At 57.4% G+C, this 18,474-nt stretch carries 17 protein-coding genes, 1 tRNA gene and 1 riboswitch; of the genes, 4 read left to right on the top strand and 14 right to left on the bottom strand.

From position 1 onward, the window contains the following. The first annotated feature begins 198 nt into the window (after positions 1 to 198). Complete coding sequence (locus ACQZ63_RS06620) at positions 199 to 1,191, top strand: adenosine kinase (protein ID WP_003514270.1); 993 nt, start codon at positions 199 to 201, stop codon at positions 1,189 to 1,191. Here ACQZ63_RS06620 and ACQZ63_RS06625 read toward each other — a convergent pair. Continuing rightward, positions 1,184 to 1,717: an SH3 domain-containing protein gene (locus ACQZ63_RS06625; protein ID WP_003514268.1), complete on the bottom strand. Its 534-nt coding sequence runs from the start codon at positions 1,715 to 1,717 to the stop codon at positions 1,184 to 1,186. The two genes, ACQZ63_RS06620 and ACQZ63_RS06625, sit on opposite strands and share 8 nt — an antisense overlap. Before the next feature lie 180 nt (positions 1,718 to 1,897). Between ACQZ63_RS06625 and ACQZ63_RS06630 the strand changes: the two genes are divergently transcribed. Continuing rightward, positions 1,898 to 2,902 (top strand): 2-hydroxyacid dehydrogenase, encoded by a 1,005-nt coding sequence (locus tag ACQZ63_RS06630; RefSeq protein WP_003514267.1) that lies wholly within the window; start codon positions 1,898 to 1,900, stop codon positions 2,900 to 2,902. 79 nt (positions 2,903 to 2,981) lie between these two features. On the opposite strand, the gene ACQZ63_RS06635 is transcribed toward ACQZ63_RS06630, so the two are convergent. The 3 genes from ACQZ63_RS06635 to recF are packed head-to-tail and all read right to left on the bottom strand — an operon-like array spanning position 2,982 to position 5,371. Continuing rightward, the gene (locus ACQZ63_RS06635) at positions 2,982 to 3,458 is read right to left on the bottom strand and encodes a GNAT family N-acetyltransferase (protein WP_113555629.1); all 477 of its coding nucleotides are present in this window, start codon (positions 3,456 to 3,458) and stop codon (positions 2,982 to 2,984) included. Beyond that, positions 3,451 to 4,221: a molybdopterin-synthase adenylyltransferase MoeB gene (locus ACQZ63_RS06640; RefSeq protein ID WP_113555630.1), complete on the bottom strand. Its 771-nt coding sequence runs from the start codon at positions 4,219 to 4,221 to the stop codon at positions 3,451 to 3,453. Before ACQZ63_RS06640 ends, ACQZ63_RS06635 begins: the two co-directional genes overlap by 8 nt. 22 nt (positions 4,222 to 4,243) lie before the next feature. Continuing rightward, on the bottom strand, positions 4,244 to 5,371 hold the full coding sequence (gene recF, locus ACQZ63_RS06645; RefSeq protein ID WP_113555631.1) for a DNA replication/repair protein RecF: 1,128 nt from the start codon (positions 5,369 to 5,371) through the stop codon (positions 4,244 to 4,246). A 156-nt stretch (positions 5,372 to 5,527) separates the two neighbouring features. Between recF and ACQZ63_RS06650 the strand changes: the two genes are divergently transcribed. After that, the gene (locus ACQZ63_RS06650; RefSeq protein WP_065661527.1) at positions 5,528 to 6,640 is read left to right on the top strand and encodes an alpha/beta hydrolase; all 1,113 of its coding nucleotides are present in this window, start codon (positions 5,528 to 5,530) and stop codon (positions 6,638 to 6,640) included. Between the two features lie 28 nt (positions 6,641 to 6,668). On the opposite strand, the gene nrdF is transcribed toward ACQZ63_RS06650, so the two are convergent. From nrdF to ACQZ63_RS06690, 8 genes are all read right to left on the bottom strand, one after another. Further along, on the bottom strand, positions 6,669 to 7,643 hold the full coding sequence (gene nrdF / locus ACQZ63_RS06655; protein ID WP_003514262.1) for a class 1b ribonucleoside-diphosphate reductase subunit beta: 975 nt from the start codon (positions 7,641 to 7,643) through the stop codon (positions 6,669 to 6,671). Positions 7,644 to 7,659: 16 nt separating this feature from the next. Then, on the bottom strand, positions 7,660 to 9,849 hold the full coding sequence (gene nrdE / locus ACQZ63_RS06660; protein ID WP_113555632.1) for a class 1b ribonucleoside-diphosphate reductase subunit alpha: 2,190 nt from the start codon (positions 9,847 to 9,849) through the stop codon (positions 7,660 to 7,662). Beyond that, positions 9,837 to 10,235, bottom strand: a complete 399-nt coding sequence (gene nrdI / locus ACQZ63_RS06665) for a class Ib ribonucleoside-diphosphate reductase assembly flavoprotein NrdI (protein WP_003514252.1) — start codon at positions 10,233 to 10,235, stop codon at positions 9,837 to 9,839. Before nrdI ends, nrdE begins: the two co-directional genes overlap by 13 nt. A gap of 12 nt (positions 10,236 to 10,247) precedes the next feature. Continuing rightward, positions 10,248 to 10,469: a glutaredoxin-like protein NrdH gene (nrdH, locus tag ACQZ63_RS06670; RefSeq protein ID WP_013635213.1), complete on the bottom strand. Its 222-nt coding sequence runs from the start codon at positions 10,467 to 10,469 to the stop codon at positions 10,248 to 10,250. Between the two features lie 256 nt (positions 10,470 to 10,725). Then, a riboswitch (cobalamin riboswitch) is annotated at positions 10,726 to 10,949 on the bottom strand. 131 nt (positions 10,950 to 11,080) lie between these two features. Then, positions 11,081 to 11,710, bottom strand: coding sequence for a nucleoside triphosphate hydrolase (locus tag ACQZ63_RS06675; RefSeq protein WP_013635212.1), 630 nt, complete (start codon positions 11,708 to 11,710; stop codon positions 11,081 to 11,083). Then, positions 11,707 to 12,489 carry an ATP-binding cassette domain-containing protein gene (locus ACQZ63_RS06680; protein ID WP_013635211.1) on the bottom strand — a complete coding sequence of 261 codons (783 nt, stop codon included), beginning with the start codon at positions 12,487 to 12,489 and terminating at the stop codon, positions 11,707 to 11,709. Before ACQZ63_RS06680 ends, ACQZ63_RS06675 begins: the two co-directional genes overlap by 4 nt. Then, positions 12,489 to 13,571 carry an ABC transporter permease gene (locus tag ACQZ63_RS06685; RefSeq protein WP_013635210.1) on the bottom strand — a complete coding sequence of 361 codons (1,083 nt, stop codon included), beginning with the start codon at positions 13,569 to 13,571 and terminating at the stop codon, positions 12,489 to 12,491. Before ACQZ63_RS06685 ends, ACQZ63_RS06680 begins: the two co-directional genes overlap by 1 nt. A 223-nt stretch (positions 13,572 to 13,794) precedes the next feature. Continuing rightward, positions 13,795 to 14,817 carry a sugar ABC transporter substrate-binding protein gene (locus tag ACQZ63_RS06690; RefSeq protein ID WP_003514241.1) on the bottom strand — a complete coding sequence of 341 codons (1,023 nt, stop codon included), beginning with the start codon at positions 14,815 to 14,817 and terminating at the stop codon, positions 13,795 to 13,797. Positions 14,818 to 15,083: 266 nt separating this feature from the next. Between ACQZ63_RS06690 and ACQZ63_RS06695 the strand changes: the two genes are divergently transcribed. Further along, complete coding sequence (locus tag ACQZ63_RS06695; RefSeq protein ID WP_013635209.1) at positions 15,084 to 16,316, top strand: ROK family transcriptional regulator; 1,233 nt, start codon at positions 15,084 to 15,086, stop codon at positions 16,314 to 16,316. Between the two features lie 54 nt (positions 16,317 to 16,370). Here ACQZ63_RS06695 and recQ read toward each other — a convergent pair whose 3' ends face one another. Further along, positions 16,371 to 18,179: a DNA helicase RecQ gene (recQ, locus tag ACQZ63_RS06700; protein WP_421439587.1), complete on the bottom strand. Its 1,809-nt coding sequence runs from the start codon at positions 18,177 to 18,179 to the stop codon at positions 16,371 to 16,373. Positions 18,180 to 18,375: 196 nt separating this feature from the next. Continuing rightward, positions 18,376 to 18,452 (bottom strand) — tRNA-Met (locus ACQZ63_RS06705). Between the last annotated feature and the right edge of the window lie 22 nt (positions 18,453 to 18,474).

Raw genomic sequence — 18,474 nt, forward strand, 5'->3', positions numbered from 1 at the left:
AAGACCTCATGTCTTCTATTCTGGTCCGTATTCACGCACCTTTTGCTCTGATCGGAGTGATAGCTTAACCACATTACAGGCACATGACGCGTTTCTGTCTCTGGTGGAGAACCGCATATTTTCCCTTTGGGCTTTTCTTGCCGCCAGAATTGTTTAAGACCGTTCAAAAATGTGCACCCTGCAAACCGGATAGGGCCTATGACGAAATTCGACGTACTGACTGTCGGCAATGCCATCGTCGACATCATTTCCCGTTGTGATGATCGCTTCCTCAATGATAACGCCATCACCAAGGGCGCGATGAACCTCATCGACGCGGAGCGGGCCGAACTGCTCTATTCGCTGATGGGACCCGCGCTCGAGGCCTCCGGCGGAAGTGCGGGCAACACGGCGGCGGGCGTGGCGAATTTCGGTGGCAGGGCGGCTTATTTCGGCAAGGTGGCAGAAGATCAGCTCGGCGAAATCTTCCAACACGATATCCGCGCGCAGGGCGTCTATTTCGAAACGAAGCCGGAAGGCACGTTTCCGCCGACTGCCCGCTCGATGATCTTCGTCACGGAAGACGGTGAGCGCTCGATGAACACCTATCTCGGCGCCTGCGTCGATCTCGGTCCGGAAGATGTAGAAGAAGACGTCGTGGCGAACACGAAGGTCACCTATTTCGAAGGTTACTTGTGGGATCCGCCGCGCGCCAAGGATGCCATTCGCGATTGCGCCCGCATTGCGCATGAGAACGGCCGTGAAGTCTCCATGACGCTTTCAGACAGTTTCTGCGTTGGCCGATACCGCGAAGAATTTCTCGACCTGATGCGTTCCGGCACCGTGGACATCGTTTTCGCCAACAAGCAGGAAGCTCTCTCGCTTTATGAAACCGACGATTTCGAGCTGGCGCTGACGAAAATCGCTGCCGATTGCAAGATCGCAGCGGTGACGATGAGCGAAGAAGGTGCCGTTATCCTGCGCGGCACGGAACGCGTGAAGGTAGAAGCCTATCCGGTGTATGACGTGGTCGACACAACGGGTGCCGGCGATCTTTTCGCCGCCGGCTTCCTGTTCGGTTACACGCAGGATCGGTCTCTGGAAGATTGCGGCAAACTCGGCTGCCTTGCTGCTGCCGCCGTCATTCAGCAGGTCGGGCCGCGTCCGATGTCATCGCTCAAGGCGCTGGGCGAGAAAAACGGCCTTATTTAAAGGCCTCGCCGGGATAAGCACCCCAGATTTCACCCTGCGACACCCAGCCTGAGGCCTGACCGGCCTCGGCGCGGCACCAGTCGCCGTTGCATTCACCGATCCTGAAGACGACACCCGGCTCCAGCCGGGCGATGACGGAGGCGCCCGACTGTGCGTCGCGGCGCATGTTCACGTAGACATCCTTGCCCTTGCCGCGCATCCACGGCGCGGCGACGGCCGTGCGCTCACCGGAAAGCAGCGCCTGGTTAACCCAGCCTTCCGTGCCATCGGCATCGCGGATGCGCCGCCAGTTCTCATATTCCTGAATGATTTCAACCGGCATTCCCGATTTCATATACATCCAGGAAACGGCATAATCCGTGCTGGGTCCGATGCGCATGTTGACGCGCTTGGATTTCAGGCTGACAAAACGCGGCAAAGGCAGGCCGCTTGCGCCTTTGGCAGCGCCTTGCGCCATGGCCTCGTTCGCCACACCAAAGAGGCCCAGAGACAATGCAATGCAAACCATAGAAACCACACTGCGCATGCCCATTTCCGTTTCCTGCCTTCTGCAAACCGGATTAAATTCGAGGAGGCTCGTTTCCACACGCCTCAAGCTTCGGCGAGTTTTATTTGTCTTCGCCGGTGGGTCTGGTAGAAACGCCCTGATTGAAAGAAATTATCGCTCTTTCTGGTTAATGACTTCTGAACAAGGCAGCGGCAAACGATGACCCACAAGAAGAGACCGACAGTCTATATCACCCGCAAATTGCCTGACGTCGTCGAAACCAGAATGCGGGAACTCTTCGATGCCGAACTGAATATCGACGATACGCAGCGCCGCGAGGAAGAGCTTGTGGCCGCCATGCAGCGGGTCGACGTTCTGGTGCCGACAGTCACGGACCGCATCACCGCCGCCATGATCGAGAAAGCAGGGCCGCAACTGAAGCTGATCGCAAGCTTTTCCAACGGCATAGACCATGTGGATGTGGACGCGGCCGCCCGAAAGGGCATCACAGTGACCAACACGCCCAACGTGCTGACCGAAGACAGCGCCGATATCACCATGGCGCTGGTACTGGCCGTGCCGCGCCGCCTGATCGAAGGCACGCGCGTACTTGCCAATGGCGCCGACGAATGGCTGGGCTGGTCGCCGACCTGGATGCTGGGACGGCGTATTTCCGGCAAACGCATCGGCATTGTCGGCATGGGCCGCATCGGTACGGCAGTTGCGCGGCGCGCCAAGGCTTTCGGCCTCTCCATACACTATCACAACCGCAAACGCGTCAACCCGGCGACGGAAGCGGAGCTTGAGGCAACCTATTGGGACAGCCTCGACCAGATGCTGGCGCGGGTGGATATTGTTTCTGTCAATTGCCCCTCCACGCCTGCGACCTATCACCTGATCTCGGCACGACGGCTCGCGCTGATGCAGCCGACAAGCTACATCGTCAACACGGCGCGCGGCGATATCATCGATGAGGCGGCAATGATCCAGTGCCTGCGCGACGGAAAGATCGCCGGAGCCGGTCTTGATGTCTACGAGAACGAACCCGCAATCAATCCCAAGCTCATCAAGCTCGCGAGAGAAGGGAAGGTCGTGCTGCTTCCCCATATGGGCTCGGCAACGATTGAGGGCCGGATCGAGATGGGTGACAAGGTCATCATCAACATCCGCACGCTTTTCGACGGACACCGACCGCCGAACCGGGTGCTGCCGGGGCGGAACTGAACCGGTTCAGACAAGCCGTGTCTGCTCGTGACATGGGACGGAGAAGCAGGCCTTTAAGCGGATCAAAAATTGAGCCGTCTCAGCCGAGGAATTTCGTCATTTCAATCGAGGTCGTACGGTCGTAACCCGGATGGGCGTTTTCAGCGGTTTTGATGAAACCCCAGGCGGCGAATTTCGCGTGATTGCCGACAAGCTCGATGCGCGTTTCCAGCCGCAGCGCCGGTAACGCCAATTCGCGGGCCAATGCTTCGGCCCGTTCCAGAAGCATTTTGCCGATGCCTTTGCCCTGCGCTTTCAGGGAGACGCACAGCTTGCCGACGTAAAGGCAGGTCGGTGGTTCCTGCCGGCAAAACAGGCAGCCAAAAATCTCATCCCCATCCAGCGCCACGAAAGCGGTCTCCGCTCTCGCCTTCTCCGCGAGATTTTCGAGCGTCAAACGGTGAGCGGACGATGGTGGGTCGATGACGCCGTCCATATAGGCGAAGGACGACATGATAAGCGCAAGCAGCTCCTGCCAGCGCTCGAATTCTTCGCCAATCCTTGTGATCTCAGTCATGTTTTTTTCCAGCAGGGCGGCGCTTGTAACGCACGGTTTCGAAGCGGGCCGACAGGGCGTCATAGAGAAGCAGGCGGCCGACCAATGGCTCGCCGGCAGCGGTGATCACCTTGATGGCCTCCATGGCCATGATCGTGCCAATCACGCCGGTCAAAGCGCCGACGATGCCCGTTCCCGCGCAATTCGGAATAAGCCCCTGCGGCGGTGGCTCGGGAAACAGATCGCGATACCCCGGCAGCAGATTACCATCGGCACCCGCCTCATAGGGTTTCAGCACCGTTACCGAACCATCGAAACGGCCGACAGCGCCCGTTACCAGCGGCCTTTTAGCAGCCTCTGCGGCATCGGCAGCGGCATAACGTGTGTCGAAATTATCAGAACCGTCGATAAGGAGATCGAAGGATGGCAGATGGGTGTGCGCCCAGACCTGCGAAAAACGCTCCTCAAAAACAAGGGTACGCACATGCGGGTTGAGCCGGGCGATGGCTGCGCGGGCGCTTGCCGTTTTCAGCTCACCGATCGTGCCGGTATCGTGGATCACCTGCCGCTGGAGATTGGACAGGGAGACCACGTCGTCATCGATCAGGCCAAGCGTGCCGACACCGGCTGCAGCAAGATAATGAAGGACAGGCGCGCCGAGGCCACCAGCCCCGATTACCAGCACCCGCGCAGCCTTCAGACGCTGCTGCCCGGCACCGCCGATTTCCGGCAAGAGAATATGGCGCTTGTAGCGTTCGATTTCGTCCGGGCTCAGCGGGTCCATGTCGCACTCCATTTTTTCGCCGTCATGCCGTGATGCCCCCGTGGGAAACATTGAAGAATTGCGCCCTGTCGCCAAGGGCGGAGAACATTGCCGCATCCGTTCCGGTCATGAAACTCTGACCACCGAGTGCGTGAATGAGATCGAACAGAGCCGCCCGCCTGCCCTCATCCAGATGCGCGGCAATTTCGTCGAGCAGCAGAACCGGCGCATGGCCGGTCATGTTGGCGGTGAGCTGGGCATGCGCAAGCACCAATCCCACCAGCAGCGCCTTCTGTTCTCCGGTCGAGCAACGCTCTGCCTCCATGTTCTTTTCCGCGTGGCGCACGAACAGATCGACACGGTGCGGTCCATCAAGCGTGCGGCCTGCCGCCGCGTCTCGATACCGGCCTTCGCGCAGCGTAAGCCTATACTCGTCTTCCAGATCGACAGCCGGCCGGTTGAGCGTGTCGTCCATGAAACCCGAGAGCGCCAGCGCTGCAGAGGGGAAGGCAGCATTGCCGGAACGGCCTTCGATGAGGCTCTTCAAAAGACCCAACATTTCATAGCGCGCGAGCGCCATGGAAATGCCGAGTTCCGCCATCTGCTTCTCGATACCGTCCAGCCAGACCGGATCGAAACGGCCTTCCGAAAGCAGACGGTTGCGGCCGCGCATGGCCTTTTCGAAGTCGCTTGCCCGCCGTCCATGCGCGGGATCGAGCGAGAGCACCAACCGATCGAGAAAACGCCGGCGATCCGAGGATGAACCGGTAAAAAGCCCATCCATGGCAGGCGTCAGCCACAGCACCCGCAGATGATCCGTCAATTCATCGACCGACTTCACCGATGTCCCGTTCAGCCTCAGGCGGCGCGACACTACCTCGCCGTCACCCTCGATCCCGGTTCCGATGGCGACCTCGCCGTCCATGCCGTCGACGTCCGCAAAAATCGAAAAACCGGCGGCCTCCGCCCCCACTCGCGTCACATCGGACAGGGTGGCGCGGCGCAGGCCCCTTCCGGGCGACAGAAACGAAACGGCCTCCAGGAGATTGGTCTTGCCGGAACCGTTGTCACCCGTCAGCACCACGTGGCGGTCATCCAGCGCGAGCGCCGCCGCCGCATAGTTGCGGAAGTCCGTGAGTTTCAGCCGTAAAAGCGACACCTTATTCGTCATCTGTACGGCCTAAAACGAACATAGCTGGATAGCAAGGTGGGGAATGCGTCGTCCGCATTGAACATAATGCCACCACACCGCAATCCAGTCTCCAGTAGCAACTTTTTGAGCGTCCGGTTATTTATGCGTGGTCCCTCATTATCGGTAACCCCATCCATGCGCCTGATTTTTTCGCTCCTCCTCGCTTTCAGCCTTCTTTCATCCTGCGCGGGCAGACCGGGGGCGGATGTGTTGCAGGCCATAAACACCAAGACCACCGATACGAAAATCGTGACAGCCTATGTGGCGAGCACGCGGGAGAAAAACAACGAGGCCAAAAAGGGCTTTAGCGCTGGGCGGGCGGCTGAGCTGAATTATGCGCGCTTCGACATTTCCATTCCTCCCAGCCATAAAAGCGGAAATATCGAATGGTCCAAAGGTAAGCCGAACCCGAGCAAGGATTTTGTCGTCACCAAAGCCGATATGCTGACGAAAACGCGTTTCAATTCCGATCTTGGCGACGTCACCCGCTCCGGCAAGCAGATTGCGCTTTTTGTGCATGGCTATAATTACAGCTATCAGGAGGCCTTGTTCCGTGCGGCACAAATGGCAGCCGATGCCAATATGGATGGTGTGCCGCTGGTCTTTTCCTGGCCGTCCCAGGCGAGCGTCACCGGTTACGTGGCCGACAAGGAATCAGCGACCTATTCGCGAGACGCGCTGGCCATGGTGCTGACAGACCTTACCAGGCAGACACCGAAAAAAAGCATTGTCGTGTTCGGTCACAGCATGGGCGGCTGGCTGGTCATGGAAGCGCTGCGACAATTGCGCTTCGAAGGCAGGAACGATGTGCTCTCCAAACTACAGGTAGTGCTGGCCGCGCCGGATATCGACGCCGATGTTTTCCGCAAGCAGATCGAGGTGGTGGGAAGGCTCAATCCGCCGCTCACCATTCTCGTCTCCAAGGACGACCGCGCCCTGAAGGCTTCCTCCATCCTGGGGGCCGATGTCACCCGCATCGGCGCGCTGGATGTGACCGATCCTCAAGTGCAGGAAGCCGCCCTGAAAGAGGGCGTTCAGTTCGTTGACATCTCCAAGCTCAAGGCATCGGATCCGCTCAACCACGACCGCTATGCGGCACTCGCGTCGCTGGTGCCACAACTGGAGGCGAGCCGGAACGGCAACGGCGAAAACGGCATAGGCCGCGCGGGTGCCTTTGTGTTCGATGCTATCGGGGCAACAGTATCCAGCCCCTTCCGGCTTGCGAGCCAGGTCGTGAACCCGCAATAACTTTTGCGGGTTCTTGGCGACAACCGGTTCAGAAATCCCAGTCTTCGTCTTCTGTGGCGACCGCCTTGCCGATGACATAGGACGAGCCGGAGCCGGAGAAGAAGTCGTGGTTCTCGTCGGCATTGGGAGACAGCGCCGAGAGGATCGCAGGATTGACCCGGCAGGCCTCGGGCGGAAACAGCGCCTCGTAACCCAGATTCATCAAGGCCTTGTTGGCGTTGTAATGCAGGAACTGCTTGACGTCCTCCGTCAGGCCAACGCCGTCATAGAGGTCTTGGGTATATTTGGCCTCGTTGTCGTAAAGCTCGAGCAAAAGATCAAAGGCGAAATCCTTGATCTCCTGTTTTTCCGCTTCGCCCAGACGTTCGAGCGCGCGCTGGAACTTGTAGCCGATGTAATAGCCATGCACGGCCTCATCGCGAATGATGAGACGGATCAAATCGGCCGTGTTGGTAAGCTTGGCGCGACTTGACCAGAACATTGGCAGGTAGAAGCCGGAATAGAACAGGAAGCTCTCCAGAAACACGCTGGCGACCTTCATTTTCAACGGATTTCCGCTATCATATTCGCGCATGATGAGCGCGGATTTGCGTTGCAGGAATTCGTTCTCCTCCGACCAGCGATAGGCGTCATCGACGTCAGGCGTGGAGCAGAGCGTCGAGAAGATCGAGGAATAGGAGCGGGCGTGGACCGCCTCCATAAAGGAGATGTTGGAAAGCACCGCCTCCTCGTGCGGCGTCGCAGAATCCGCCATCAGGCGCACGGAACCGACGCCATTCTGGATCGTGTCCAGCAATGTCAGCCCGGTGAAGACGCGGATCGTCAGGGTCTGCTCTTCCGGCTTCAACGTTCCCCAGGACGGGATATCGTTGGAGAGCGGCACCTTTTCCGGTAGCCAGAAATTCGATGTCAGGCGATTCCAGACTTCGAGATCCTTGTCATCCTCGATGCGGTTCCAGTTGACCGCGCGAATACGGGACGCGGGTTTTACGGCAATGTTCATTGTCTTGTCCCTCAATTCAGAGCGTGCAGGATACGCAGCCCTGAACCTGCGTGCCTTCCAGCGCCATCTGGCGCAAACGGATGTAATAGATGGTCTTGATGCCTTTTTTCCAGGCGTAGATCTGCGCCCGGTTGATATCGCGCGTCGTTGCCGTATCGCGGAAGAACAGTGTCAGCGACAGGCCCTGATCGACATGCTGGGTGGCCGCCGCATAGGTATCTATGATCTTTTCCGGACCGATTTCGTAGGCATCCTGATAATATTCGAGATTGTCGTTCGAAAGGTAGGAAGCCGGATAATAAACACGGCCGATCTTGCCTTCCTTGCGAATTTCAATCTTCGAGACGATGGGATGGATCGAGGAGGTCGAGTGATTGATATAGGAGATCGAGCCTGTGGGCGGCACGGCCTGAAGGTTCTGGTTATAGAGGCCGGTCTCCATGACGGCCTGCTTCAACGCTTTCCAGTCCTCCTGTGTCGGAATGGAAATGCTGGCTTTCTCAAAAAGGTCGCGGACCTTTTCCGTCGCGGGCAGCCATTCCCGGTCGGTATATTTATCGAAGTAGTCGCCCGAGGCATATTTGGAGTTTTCAAAGCCCTTGAAGCTCTGGCCCCTTTCAGTGGCAAGGCGATTGCTGGCGCGGATGGCGTGATAGGTCACCGTGTAGAAATAGATATTGGTGAAATCGATGCCTTCTTCGGAGCCGTAGAAGATGCGCTCGCGCGCCAGATAGCCATGCAGGTTCATCTGACCAAGCCCGATGGCGTGGCTCGCATCATTGCCCTTTTCCACGGAAGGGACAGACGAGATGTGGCTCATGTCAGAAACGGCCGTCAGCGCCCGGATGGAGGTTTCGATCGTCTTGCCGAAATCAGCCGAATCCATTGCTGAAGCAATGTTGAGCGAGCCGAGATTGCAGGAAATATCCTTGCCCATATGGCTGTAAGAGAGATCGTCGTTGAATTCGCTCGCCTCGCTGACCTGTAGAATTTCCGAGCAGAGATTGCTCATGCTGATACGGCCGGCGATCGGATTGGCGCGGTTAACCGTATCCTCGAACATTATATAGGGGTAACCGCTTTCGAACTGGATTTCTGCGATGACTTGGAAGAACTCGCGTGCCTTGATCTTCTTCTTGCGGATGCGGCTGTCGGCGACCATTTCCTGATATTTTTCGCTGACGGAAATCTCGGTAAACGGCACGCCATAGACCCGCTCAACATCATACGGCGAGAACAGGTACATATCCTCGTTGTTTCTCGCGAGTTCGAAGGTGATATCGGGGATCACCACGCCGAGCGAAAGGGTTTTAATGCGGATTTTTTCGTCGGCGTTTTCACGTTTCGTATCGAGGAAACGCATGATGTCGGGGTGATGGGCATGCAGATAGACCGCGCCAGCGCCCTGGCGCGCGCCAAGCTGGTTGGCGTAGGAGAACGAATCTTCCAGCAGCTTCATGACAGGAATCACGCCGGAGGACTGGTTTTCGATCTGTTTGATCGGCGCGCCGGCTTCGCGAATATTGGTCAGGGACAATGCTACGCCACCGCCACGCTTGGAAAGCTGCAATGCTGAATTGATGGACCGGCCGATGCTTTCCATATTGTCTTCCACACGCAGCAGAAAACACGAAACCAGCTCACCGCGGCTTTTCTTGCCGGCGTTGAGAAAGGTCGGGGTTGCCGGCTGGAAGCGGCCGGAAATGATTTCATCCATCAGATCGCGGGCAAGTTGCTCGTCGCCACGCGCCAGAGCCAGCGCCACCATGCAGACGCGGTCCTCATAACGCTCCAGGTAACGCTTTCCGTCGAAAGTCTTCAGCGTATAGGACGTATAATATTTGAAGGCGCCGAGAAATGTCGGAAAACGGAACTTTCTGGCATAGGCCTCGTCGTAGAGGTCACGGACGAAATTGAAGGAATACTGGTCCAGCACCTCCTGTTCGTAATATCCCTCGGTCACGAGATAATCGAGCTTTTCCCTGAGATTATGGAAAAACACCGTGTTTTGATTGACGTGCTGAAGGAAATATTGCCGTGCCGCAAGGCGGTCCTTGTCGAGCTGGATCTTCCCGTTTTCATCGTAGAGGTTCAGCATCGCGTTCAGCGCGTGATAGTCCAGTCCCGCGTCCAGGTGTTTCTGCGCGGCAGTTACTTGTTGTTTGGCATCCGTGTTGCGCACCGCGCTTGAGGTCAGCGTGTCCAAAATCGTTCCAATCCATGATTGACGTTGGCGACATCTTCCTCTGTGCCGAGAAGCTCGAAGCGGTAGAGAAACGGCACCGCGCATTTACGCGACACGATATCTCCGGCGGATGCGAAAGCTGCGCCAAAATTCGTATTTCCCGCCGCTATGACGCCGCGAATGAGATTTCGGTTTGAGGGCTCGTTCAAAAACCGGATAACCGGTTTCGGTACCGCTCCTTTCATGCCGCCGCCCCCATAGGTGGGGGTGACGAGAACATAGGGCTCCGACACGTGAGGAACGTCTTCCTCGGCGCCGAGCGGCAGGCGAAGCAATCGTCGCCCCAGTTTTTGAAGGAAGCGATGAGTGTTCTCAGACCGGCTGGAATAATAGACGATCAGCCCCATCGCATCGCCTCCTCAGCTGATCGAGCCAATCATGTCCGGACGGAAACCCGCCCAATGGCGTTCGCCGGCAACGACCACGGGAACCTGCATGTAACCAAGGCCGCGAACGCGATCGAGGGCATCCGCATCTTCGGAGATATCGACGATCTCGTAGCTGACACCGATGCGGTCAAGCGCACGATAGGTGGCAGTGCACTGGACGCAGGCGGGTTTGCTGTAAACGGTGACGGTCATTGTTTCCTCTTTCGAAGCCGCTTTTACGCACGGCTCAACATTGCCCGCCTGCAATCACAAGCGGGTGGCGATGGTTCTGTCATTCTGGCAAGGCGCGCGGGTGAGGCCGCGTAAGATCTCTGTCTACGCCGACGAGCGTAGAAACTTATAAAAATGCACTGGCATGACTTCACCCCGAAGCTTGTTCTGGAGGGGGCAGAAAAGGGCGCACGCAATTCATTTGCGTCATACACCTTCCTTCCGGACACCCCGCCCGTGGACGTTTTCGCTCAAGGCAGGTCTCCTGACTTACGGGTCAAAACATCCATTCCCACCTTCCCGGAGCTTTTAGCGCCAGTGGCTCAAATCGGAACGATGCTAACCGCTTACAGTTGCGGGGGCAGTTTCGGCATTGCTTCACCATAATGGTGTTACGCACCGAATTCCCGTCTTAGCTCCCGACGCTTGCGAATCGAAAGAACCTTGAACACCACATATAGTATATGATGAATTTTTTTCGTCAATAATTAGACATGCTAAAGCCCCACCCTGTGGATCAAAAAGATTCAACACATGGTCAACAAAGGCTTAACGGTGAATGCTCCATGCCGCCTACGGACGGAAGCAGCGGGTTATTCCCAGATATCGATGCGAATATCGGCGGGGCGGGAGTTCTCAATCACCCGCTTTCCGTTGGGAAGATCATTTTCGAACAGTTTGGCGTGAATCTCGGTCGCATCGAGACCATAGCCCTGCCATCTATCCCGCAGGCGTTCCTCGAGCACCGCAACGGATGGGCCTACGAAGACGGCAAGATCGAAGCTGCCGGAAAGCTTCGTCCACGGCGCCTCGTTCAACAGCAGATAGTTGCCTTCGGCAAGGATGAAGCGTGTTTCTGGCGCGATGGCGCGAGCGGAGGCAATGGCAATTTCGCGGGAGCGGTCAAAAACCGGGACAAGAACTTCCTGCCCGCCCTGACGAACTGCGGAGACGATATCAAGAAAGCCGCGCACGTCGAAGGTCTCCGGTGCGCCTTTTCGCGGCAAGAGCCCCCGTTCTTCGAGAATACCGTTATCCATATGGAAGCCGTCCATGGGCAGGACAGCCGCAGCCTCGCCGCGCGCCAAGAGGGCACCGCACAGGGCATCCGCCAGCGTGGATTTGCCGGCCCCAGGGGGACCGGCAATGGCAATGATAAAACGAGATTTACCCTCTGCCCGCCGAAGAACGTCTTCGACGATCGTTTCAAGCTTCAGCGTCATGCGGCCAGCGTTTCCTTTGGCGCTTCCTTGGCGCCCGTCATGAAGGCGACGGCGTCGGACATGGTATAGTCCTTCGGATTGATGACGCACAAACGCTTGCCCAGCCGATGAATATGAATCCGGTCAGCAACCTCGAAAACATGCGGCATGTTGTGCGAGATGAGAACGATCGGTAGCCCTCGCGCGCGCACATCCAGAATAAGCTCGAGAACGCGGCGGCTTTCCTTGACGCCGAGCGCCGCCGTCGGTTCGTCAAGGATGACGACCTTGGAGCCGAAGGCGGCTGCACGCGCCACCGCAACACCCTGGCGCTGGCCGCCGGAGAGGGTTTCCACCGCCTGATTGATGTTCTGGATCGTCATCAGGCCGAGTTCAGAGAGTTTCTCACGGGCAAACTTTTCCATCGCCGGACGGTCCAGTGCCCTGAACAGGCTTCCCTGAATACCGGGTTTGCGGATTTCACGGCCGAGAAACATATTGTCGGCTATGGACAATGCGGGAGACAGCGCAAGGTTCTGATAAACGGTTTCGATACCAGCCTTGCGCGCCTCGATCGGCGAGCGGAACTGTACCGGCTTGCCTTCCAGCCTGATCTCCCCTTCATCGGGTGTCACCGCACCGGAAATCGCCTTGATGAGAGAGGATTTTCCAGCACCGTTATCACCGATGACAGCGAGGATTTCGCCCGGATAAAGGTCAAAATCGGCATTGTCGAGCGCAGTCACACGACCGTAGCGTTTAACGAGATTGCGTGCTGTGAGGATAGGTTCTTTTGCCATCAGCCTGCTACCTTTCTGATCCACTGGTCGATTGCGACAGCCAAGATGATAAGGACGCCGATCAACAGATAGGTCCATTGTGGGTCTGTTCCGATAAGTCGCAGGCCGAGAGAGAAGACACCGACGATCAGCGCGCCGAAGATCATGCCCATGATCGAGCCGCGTCCGCCAAACAGCGATATGCCGCCGATGACCACTGCGGTGATGGATTCGATGTTGGCGAACTGACCGGCGGTCGGCGATACCGAGCCGATGCGGCCGATGAGAGCCCAGCCCGCGAAGGCGCAGATAAGCCCGGAAAGTGTGTAGACGGTCGTCAGCATGCGCTTGACGTTAACGCCGGCCAGTTCGGCTGCGTCGGGATCATCACCCACTGCATAGAGATGTCGACCCCAGGCGGTGCGGTTCAGCACATACCAGAGCAGGGCAACCAGCAGAACCATCGCAATGACGCCATAGGTGAAGACGGCGCTGCCGATGCGGACATTGTTGCCGAAAAACTGGAGAATGGGCGCCTGTTGGACGATATCCTGTGAGCGGATCGTTTCGTTGGCCGAATAGAGGAAATTGGTGGCCAACACGATCTGCCACATGCCCAGTGTAACGATGAAGGGCGGAAGCCGCATGCGCGAAACCAGCACGCCATTGATAAAGCCACAAAATGCGCCGACTGCGAGACCGCAGATAATCGAGAGTTCGGCAGGCAAACCATAGCGGAACGTAAACTGTCCCATGACGACGGAGGACAGGACCATGATCGCACCGACCGAAAGATCTATACCTGCTGTCAGAATGACCAGCGACTGTGCCGCGCCGACGATGCCGACGATTGCCACCTGCTGAAGGATAAGGGTCAGCGAAAAGGCCGAGAAAAACTTGCCGCCCAGGGTCATGCCGAAGACAGCCAGCGACAACACCAGAACGATCAGCGGTACGGCCGCCGGGCTGGAATGCAGAAAGTGCTGGAATTTTTCAAGCAAACTCTTGTTGTGCGTATCGAAAGCAGCGACCTGGGTCGAACTTCCCGACAGCACTTTTTCAAATTCATTATGCGGTTGAGCCCGCACTGGCTGATCGCTCATGGATTTTCCTCCCGATCGCTCCATCGCATCAGCCCCGAACCCGGGATTATTTTCCAGAGGGGACAATGCGTAGATTCAAACTGTTGAGAAGCGTGCCTCAGTTGCGTCCACGGACGCCGGGCGCGCTCGTTTGTTCCTGTCCGATCACCCAGATCGTTCTTTTAAACCATTCCGGTTCAAGGGCGGGGGCAAATTGCCCCCCGCCGATTTCAACGGTGAAGTATCAGCCCCAGCACTTCTTCAGGCCTTCCTTGGTGTCGATCGAATCGAGACCCTTGACCGGCTTGTCGGTTACCAGCGTTACGCCGGTGTCGAAGAAGTTCTTGCCTGCGGTCGGCTTCGGCTTTTCACCGGTATCGGCAAACTTCTTGACGGCTTCCACGCCGAGTGCCGCCATCAGCAGCGGGTATTGCTGAGACGTTGCGCCGATCACGCCTTCCGCAACGTTCTTGACACCAGGGCAACCGCCATCGACGGAAACGATCAGAACATCCTTTTCGCGGCCGACGGCTTTCAGCGCTTCGTAAGCACCGGCAGCTGCAGGTTCGTTGATGGTATGAACGACGTTGATGGTCGGATCCTTCTGCAGCAGATTTTCCATCGCAGAGCGGCCGCCTTCTTCGTTACCGTTGGTAACATCATGACCAACGATACGCTTGTCGTCTTCATCACCAATCTTGTTGATGTCCTTCACGTCGATGCCGAAGCCCTTCATGAAGCCCTGGTTGCGCAAAACATCAACGGTTGGCTGGGAAGGCGTGAGGTTGAGGAAGGCGATTTTCGCGTCCTTGGCCTTGTCGCCGAGGGTGCCAGCAGCCCATTTGCCGATCAGCTCGCCGGCCAGAAGATTGTCGGTAGCGAAAGTGGAGTCAGCGGCATCAACGGGTTCGAGAGGTGTATCGAGCGCGATGACCAGAAGACCGGCATCGCGCGCCTTCTGCACGGCCGGAACGATGCCCTTGGTGTCCGATGCGGTAATCAGGATACCCTTGGAGCCATCGGCAATGCATGTCTCGATCGCGGCAACCTGGCTTTCGGAATCGCCATCGATCTTGCCGGCATAGGACTTCAGCGTCACGCCAAGTTCTTTAGCCTTGGCGGTTGCGCCTTCCTTCATCTTGACGAAAAAGGGATTGGTGTCGGTTTTGGTAATCAGGCAAACCGAAGTATCGGCGGCGGACGCGACGGACGCGAAAGAAACGCCGAGCGCAAGCGCGCCCAGAAGAGCGGAAACAGTCGTCTTCATTGTAATCCTCCCATTGAATGTTTGAGTACCGTGACGGTTACCCGACGATCTCGTCTCCTCCGAGAACAGCGACCGTTGACACAGATGGAACCACCAAAGGAAACGGCTGTCAATAAATAAATCCGATTGAATTATTAATTCCGTATGGCATTCTAACAAGCGGCAGGGAGGAATATCGCGGCGTCGTTTAACGTTGCGATAGCAAGATTGCCATAAAGCCTGCATGTATCGGTCGCGGCGGATATGGCGGGCGGGAGGATGAAACTATGAGACAATCTGTCGAGACGGCGCCGCCCGCGCCGTCCACCAACATGGATATGAGCGGCGGCGCCAACCAGATCGGGGTGCGTGCCTATAACGAGCGGCTTGTGCTGTCGCTGGTGCGCCGCCACGGCGGCTTGTCGAAAGCCGAAATATCCAGGCTTTGCGGTCTCTCGGCGCAGACTGTCTCGGTCATCATGCGCTCGCTCGAAAGTGACGGTCTTCTTATCCGTGGCGAAAGACTGCGCGGCAAAGTCGGGCAGCCTTCGACGCCGATGCGCCTCAATCCCGATGCCGTCTTCTCGTTTGGCGTGAAAATCGGCCGTCGCAGCGTCGATCTGGTGCTGATGGATTTCGTCGGCCGGATCAAGCTGAAGCTCCGCAGAACTTACCCTTATCCTATGCCGGAATGGATTTTGCCATTCGTCATCGAGGGTATCACGGAACTCGAGTCCAAGCTCTCTCCGGCCGAACGGCAAAAAATTGCCGGTGTCGGCATTGCCGCACCGTTCGAATTGTGGAACTGGGCGCAGGAGGTGGGCGCCCCGCAGAATGAGATGGAGCGCTGGCGCGACGTCGATATCCGTGCCGAAATTGCGGATGGCGTCAGCTATCCGGTTTTCCTGCAGAACGATGCGACCAGTGCCTGCGGTGCAGAACTGGTTTTTGGTGCAGGCCAGAACTACCCCGATTTTCTCTATATCTTCATCGGATCCTTCATCGGTGGCGGTGTCGTTTTAAATTCCGCACTGTTTTCCGGAAAGACGGGCACCGCCGGTGCAATCGGCCCCTTGCCAGTTCAGGGGCAGGACGGCAACACGGTCCAGCTTCTGAAAATCGCCTCCATCTTCGTTCTGGAAAACATGTTGCGCGAACGCGGCATCGATCCCCGTCCCCTGTGGTTCTCGCCGGATGAATGGATCGATTTCGGCGAGCCGCTGGAAAGCTGGATCGGAAAAACGGCCGCGGCCCTTGCGCAAGCCGTCATCGCTGCAGCCTCCATCATCGATTTTTCCAGCGTCATCATCGATGGCGGTTTTCCGGATTGGGTCAGAGCAAGAATAGTCTCCGCCACCCGTCTTGCCCTAAAACATCACGATCTTCAGGGTGTTACGCTCCCGGAAATCATCGAGGGAGCGGTCGGCAGCCAGGCCCGGGCTATCGGGGGAGCGAGCCTGCCCCTGTTTTCCCGTTATCTCATCGACCAGAATGTTCTCTTCAAGGACACAACAGGCTGAGGTTTCAGGCCCTGCCTAAATTTCCTGGCGGGACTCTTTGCCGGATTCAAATGGTCACTCGCTGGCGGCATGTTCCATGATTGCCGCCAGAAAAGCAGGGCCGTATCGTTCCAGCTTTGTGTCTCCCACTCCAGGTATCTGCGCCATTTCTCCCACAGAGGCCGGTCTTGCTGCCGCAAGCTCAATGAGTGTCTTGTCGTGGAAAATCACATAGGGCGGAACGTTCTGCGCGCGGGCAATTTCCATGCGCTTCGCACGCAGCGCCTCAAAGAGACTGCGATCGGCATCCGGTAGAACAATGGCGGTGGGCTTGCGATTCGTCTGTTGTCGCGCCGAACGGGGAGCGGTCGGTATCCTCAACATCAGGGACGGCTTTTCGCGCAGGAATCGCCTCCCTTCTTCGGAAATGGACAATCCCCCGTGACCGGCCAGATCAACCTCGATCAGGCGCAGCGCAACCATCTGGCGCAGGATGGCCCGCCAGGTGCGATTGTCGTGCTCTTTGCCTATGCCGTAGGTCGTGATCCGATCGTGACCAAAGCTCGATATCCGTTCATCTTCCATGCCCAGCAATACGCGGATGACATAGGCCTGGCCGAAACGTTCTCCCGTGCGGTAAATGCAGGACAGCAACTTCTGCGCGGCAATGGCACCATCAAACAGGTCCGGCGGCTCCGCACAGGTGTCGCAATTGCCGCAGGGCTCGCAATAGTCGCCGAAATAAGACAAAAGCACCCGCCGACGGCAACCGGCTGTTTCCGCGAGGCCAAGCAACGCATCGAGCTTCCGGCGCTCCATGTTCTTGCGCTGGTCGCCCGCATCCGACTCTTCGATAAAGCGGTTGCGCAATGCGATGTCTTCATAACCGTAAAGCATAAGCACGTCGGACGGCAGACCGTCACGGCCGGCACGGCCGGTTTCCTGATAATAGGCTTCGATGCTGCTGGGCAGATCGATATGCACGACGAAGCGCACATCCGGTTTGTCGATGCCCATACCGAAAGCCACGGTTGCAACCATGATGACAGCTTCACCATGCTGGAAGTGGGTCTGGTTCGCCTCGCGGGCGGCCTTGTCCATGCCGGCGTGATAGGGCAGCGCATCGCGCCCCTCCTCACGCAGCCAGGCTGCCGTCTCATCGACCTTGCGTTTGGAAAGGCAATAGACGATGCCGCTTTCGTCCTCGCGACCCGTCAGGAAGCGCTTCAGCTGCGTACGTGGATTATCCTTTTCCATGATCGCATAGCGGATATTTGGCCGGTCGAATCCGGCTATGAAGGCGTCGCTTCCGTTGATCCCGAGATGACCCAGAATTTCGGCGCGGGTTGGCTCGTCCGCAGTCGCCGTGAGCGCCATGCGTGGCGTATCCGGAAAGCGCTCGATCAACGTGTCTAGCTGGCGGTAAGGGGGACGGAAATCGTGCCCCCACTGCGACAGGCAATGAGCTTCGTCGATGGCGATTAGCGACAGGCTGATAGGTTGAAGCGCATCCAGAACATCCGGCTTGAGAAGGGTCTCCGGCGCGGCATAGAGAATATCGACCTTGCCAGCCCGCATATCCTGCCAGAGTACCCGCCGCTCTTCTGGGGAAAGATCGGAGTTGAGAGCTTCTGCCCGCACACCTGCCTGACGCAAGGCGGCGACCTGATCAACCATCAGCGCGATCAGGGGCGAAACAACCAGCCCCATTCCCTGACGGGCGAGCGCCGGAATCTGGTAACAAAGCGACTTCCCGCCCCCTGTTGGCATCAACACAAAAGCATTGTTGCCTGCCATCACATGCCGGATGATTTCCGCCTGCTGGCCACGAAACGTATCGTAGCCATAGACGGTCTTGAGAATCTGCAAGGGATCGGTGGTCACGTTGGCTTTCTTATGAGCTGGACGGTTTACGCATCATGGTCAAATCAGGGGCTATCGCAACGCAGAAAGGCTGAATCAGTCGCAGAAAAAAGAGCGCCAATTGTGAACGATGCGAACTTATATTGGTTTGGATGTTATTTGAGGTATTTCGCAAAAGGAAAACCCCGCAGCTTAAGCTACGGGGTTTTTGAGAAGATGGTTGCGGGGGCAGGATTTGAACCTGCGGCCTTCAGGTTATGAGCCTGACGAGCTACCGGGCTGCTCCACCCCGCGTTACCAGCGTAAATCCCTATGG

It is taken from the genome of Agrobacterium sp. CG160-95 (assembly GCF_053521725.1).

Excerpts from the sequence above, each read along its gene's own strand:
- nrdH (WP_013635213.1), bottom strand. The coding sequence starts at position 10,469 with ATGACCGTCACCGTTTACAGCAAACCCGCCTGCGTCCAGTGCACTGCC.
- ACQZ63_RS06695 (WP_013635209.1), top strand. The coding sequence starts at position 15,084 with ATGAGACAATCTGTCGAGACGGCGCCGCCCGCGCCGTCCACCAACATG.
- nrdF (WP_003514262.1), bottom strand. The coding sequence starts at position 7,643 with ATGAACATTGCCGTAAAACCCGCGTCCCGTATTCGCGCGGTCAACTGG.
- nrdI (WP_003514252.1), bottom strand. The coding sequence starts at position 10,235 with ATGGGGCTGATCGTCTATTATTCCAGCCGGTCTGAGAACACTCATCGC.
- recF (WP_113555631.1), bottom strand. The coding sequence starts at position 5,371 with ATGACGAATAAGGTGTCGCTTTTACGGCTGAAACTCACGGACTTCCGC.
- ACQZ63_RS06635 (WP_113555629.1), bottom strand. The coding sequence starts at position 3,458 with ATGACTGAGATCACAAGGATTGGCGAAGAATTCGAGCGCTGGCAGGAG.
- ACQZ63_RS06640 (WP_113555630.1), bottom strand. The coding sequence starts at position 4,221 with ATGGACCCGCTGAGCCCGGACGAAATCGAACGCTACAAGCGCCATATT.
- ACQZ63_RS06690 (WP_003514241.1), bottom strand. The coding sequence starts at position 14,817 with ATGAAGACGACTGTTTCCGCTCTTCTGGGCGCGCTTGCGCTCGGCGTT.
- ACQZ63_RS06625 (WP_003514268.1), bottom strand. The coding sequence starts at position 1,717 with ATGCGCAGTGTGGTTTCTATGGTTTGCATTGCATTGTCTCTGGGCCTC.
- ACQZ63_RS06680 (WP_013635211.1), bottom strand. The coding sequence starts at position 12,489 with ATGGCAAAAGAACCTATCCTCACAGCACGCAATCTCGTTAAACGCTAC.
- ACQZ63_RS06620 (WP_003514270.1), top strand. The coding sequence starts at position 199 with ATGACGAAATTCGACGTACTGACTGTCGGCAATGCCATCGTCGACATC.
- ACQZ63_RS06630 (WP_003514267.1), top strand. The coding sequence starts at position 1,898 with ATGACCCACAAGAAGAGACCGACAGTCTATATCACCCGCAAATTGCCT.
- ACQZ63_RS06685 (WP_013635210.1), bottom strand. The coding sequence starts at position 13,571 with ATGAGCGATCAGCCAGTGCGGGCTCAACCGCATAATGAATTTGAAAAA.
- ACQZ63_RS06675 (WP_013635212.1), bottom strand. The coding sequence starts at position 11,710 with ATGACGCTGAAGCTTGAAACGATCGTCGAAGACGTTCTTCGGCGGGCA.
- ACQZ63_RS06650 (WP_065661527.1), top strand. The coding sequence starts at position 5,528 with ATGCGCCTGATTTTTTCGCTCCTCCTCGCTTTCAGCCTTCTTTCATCC.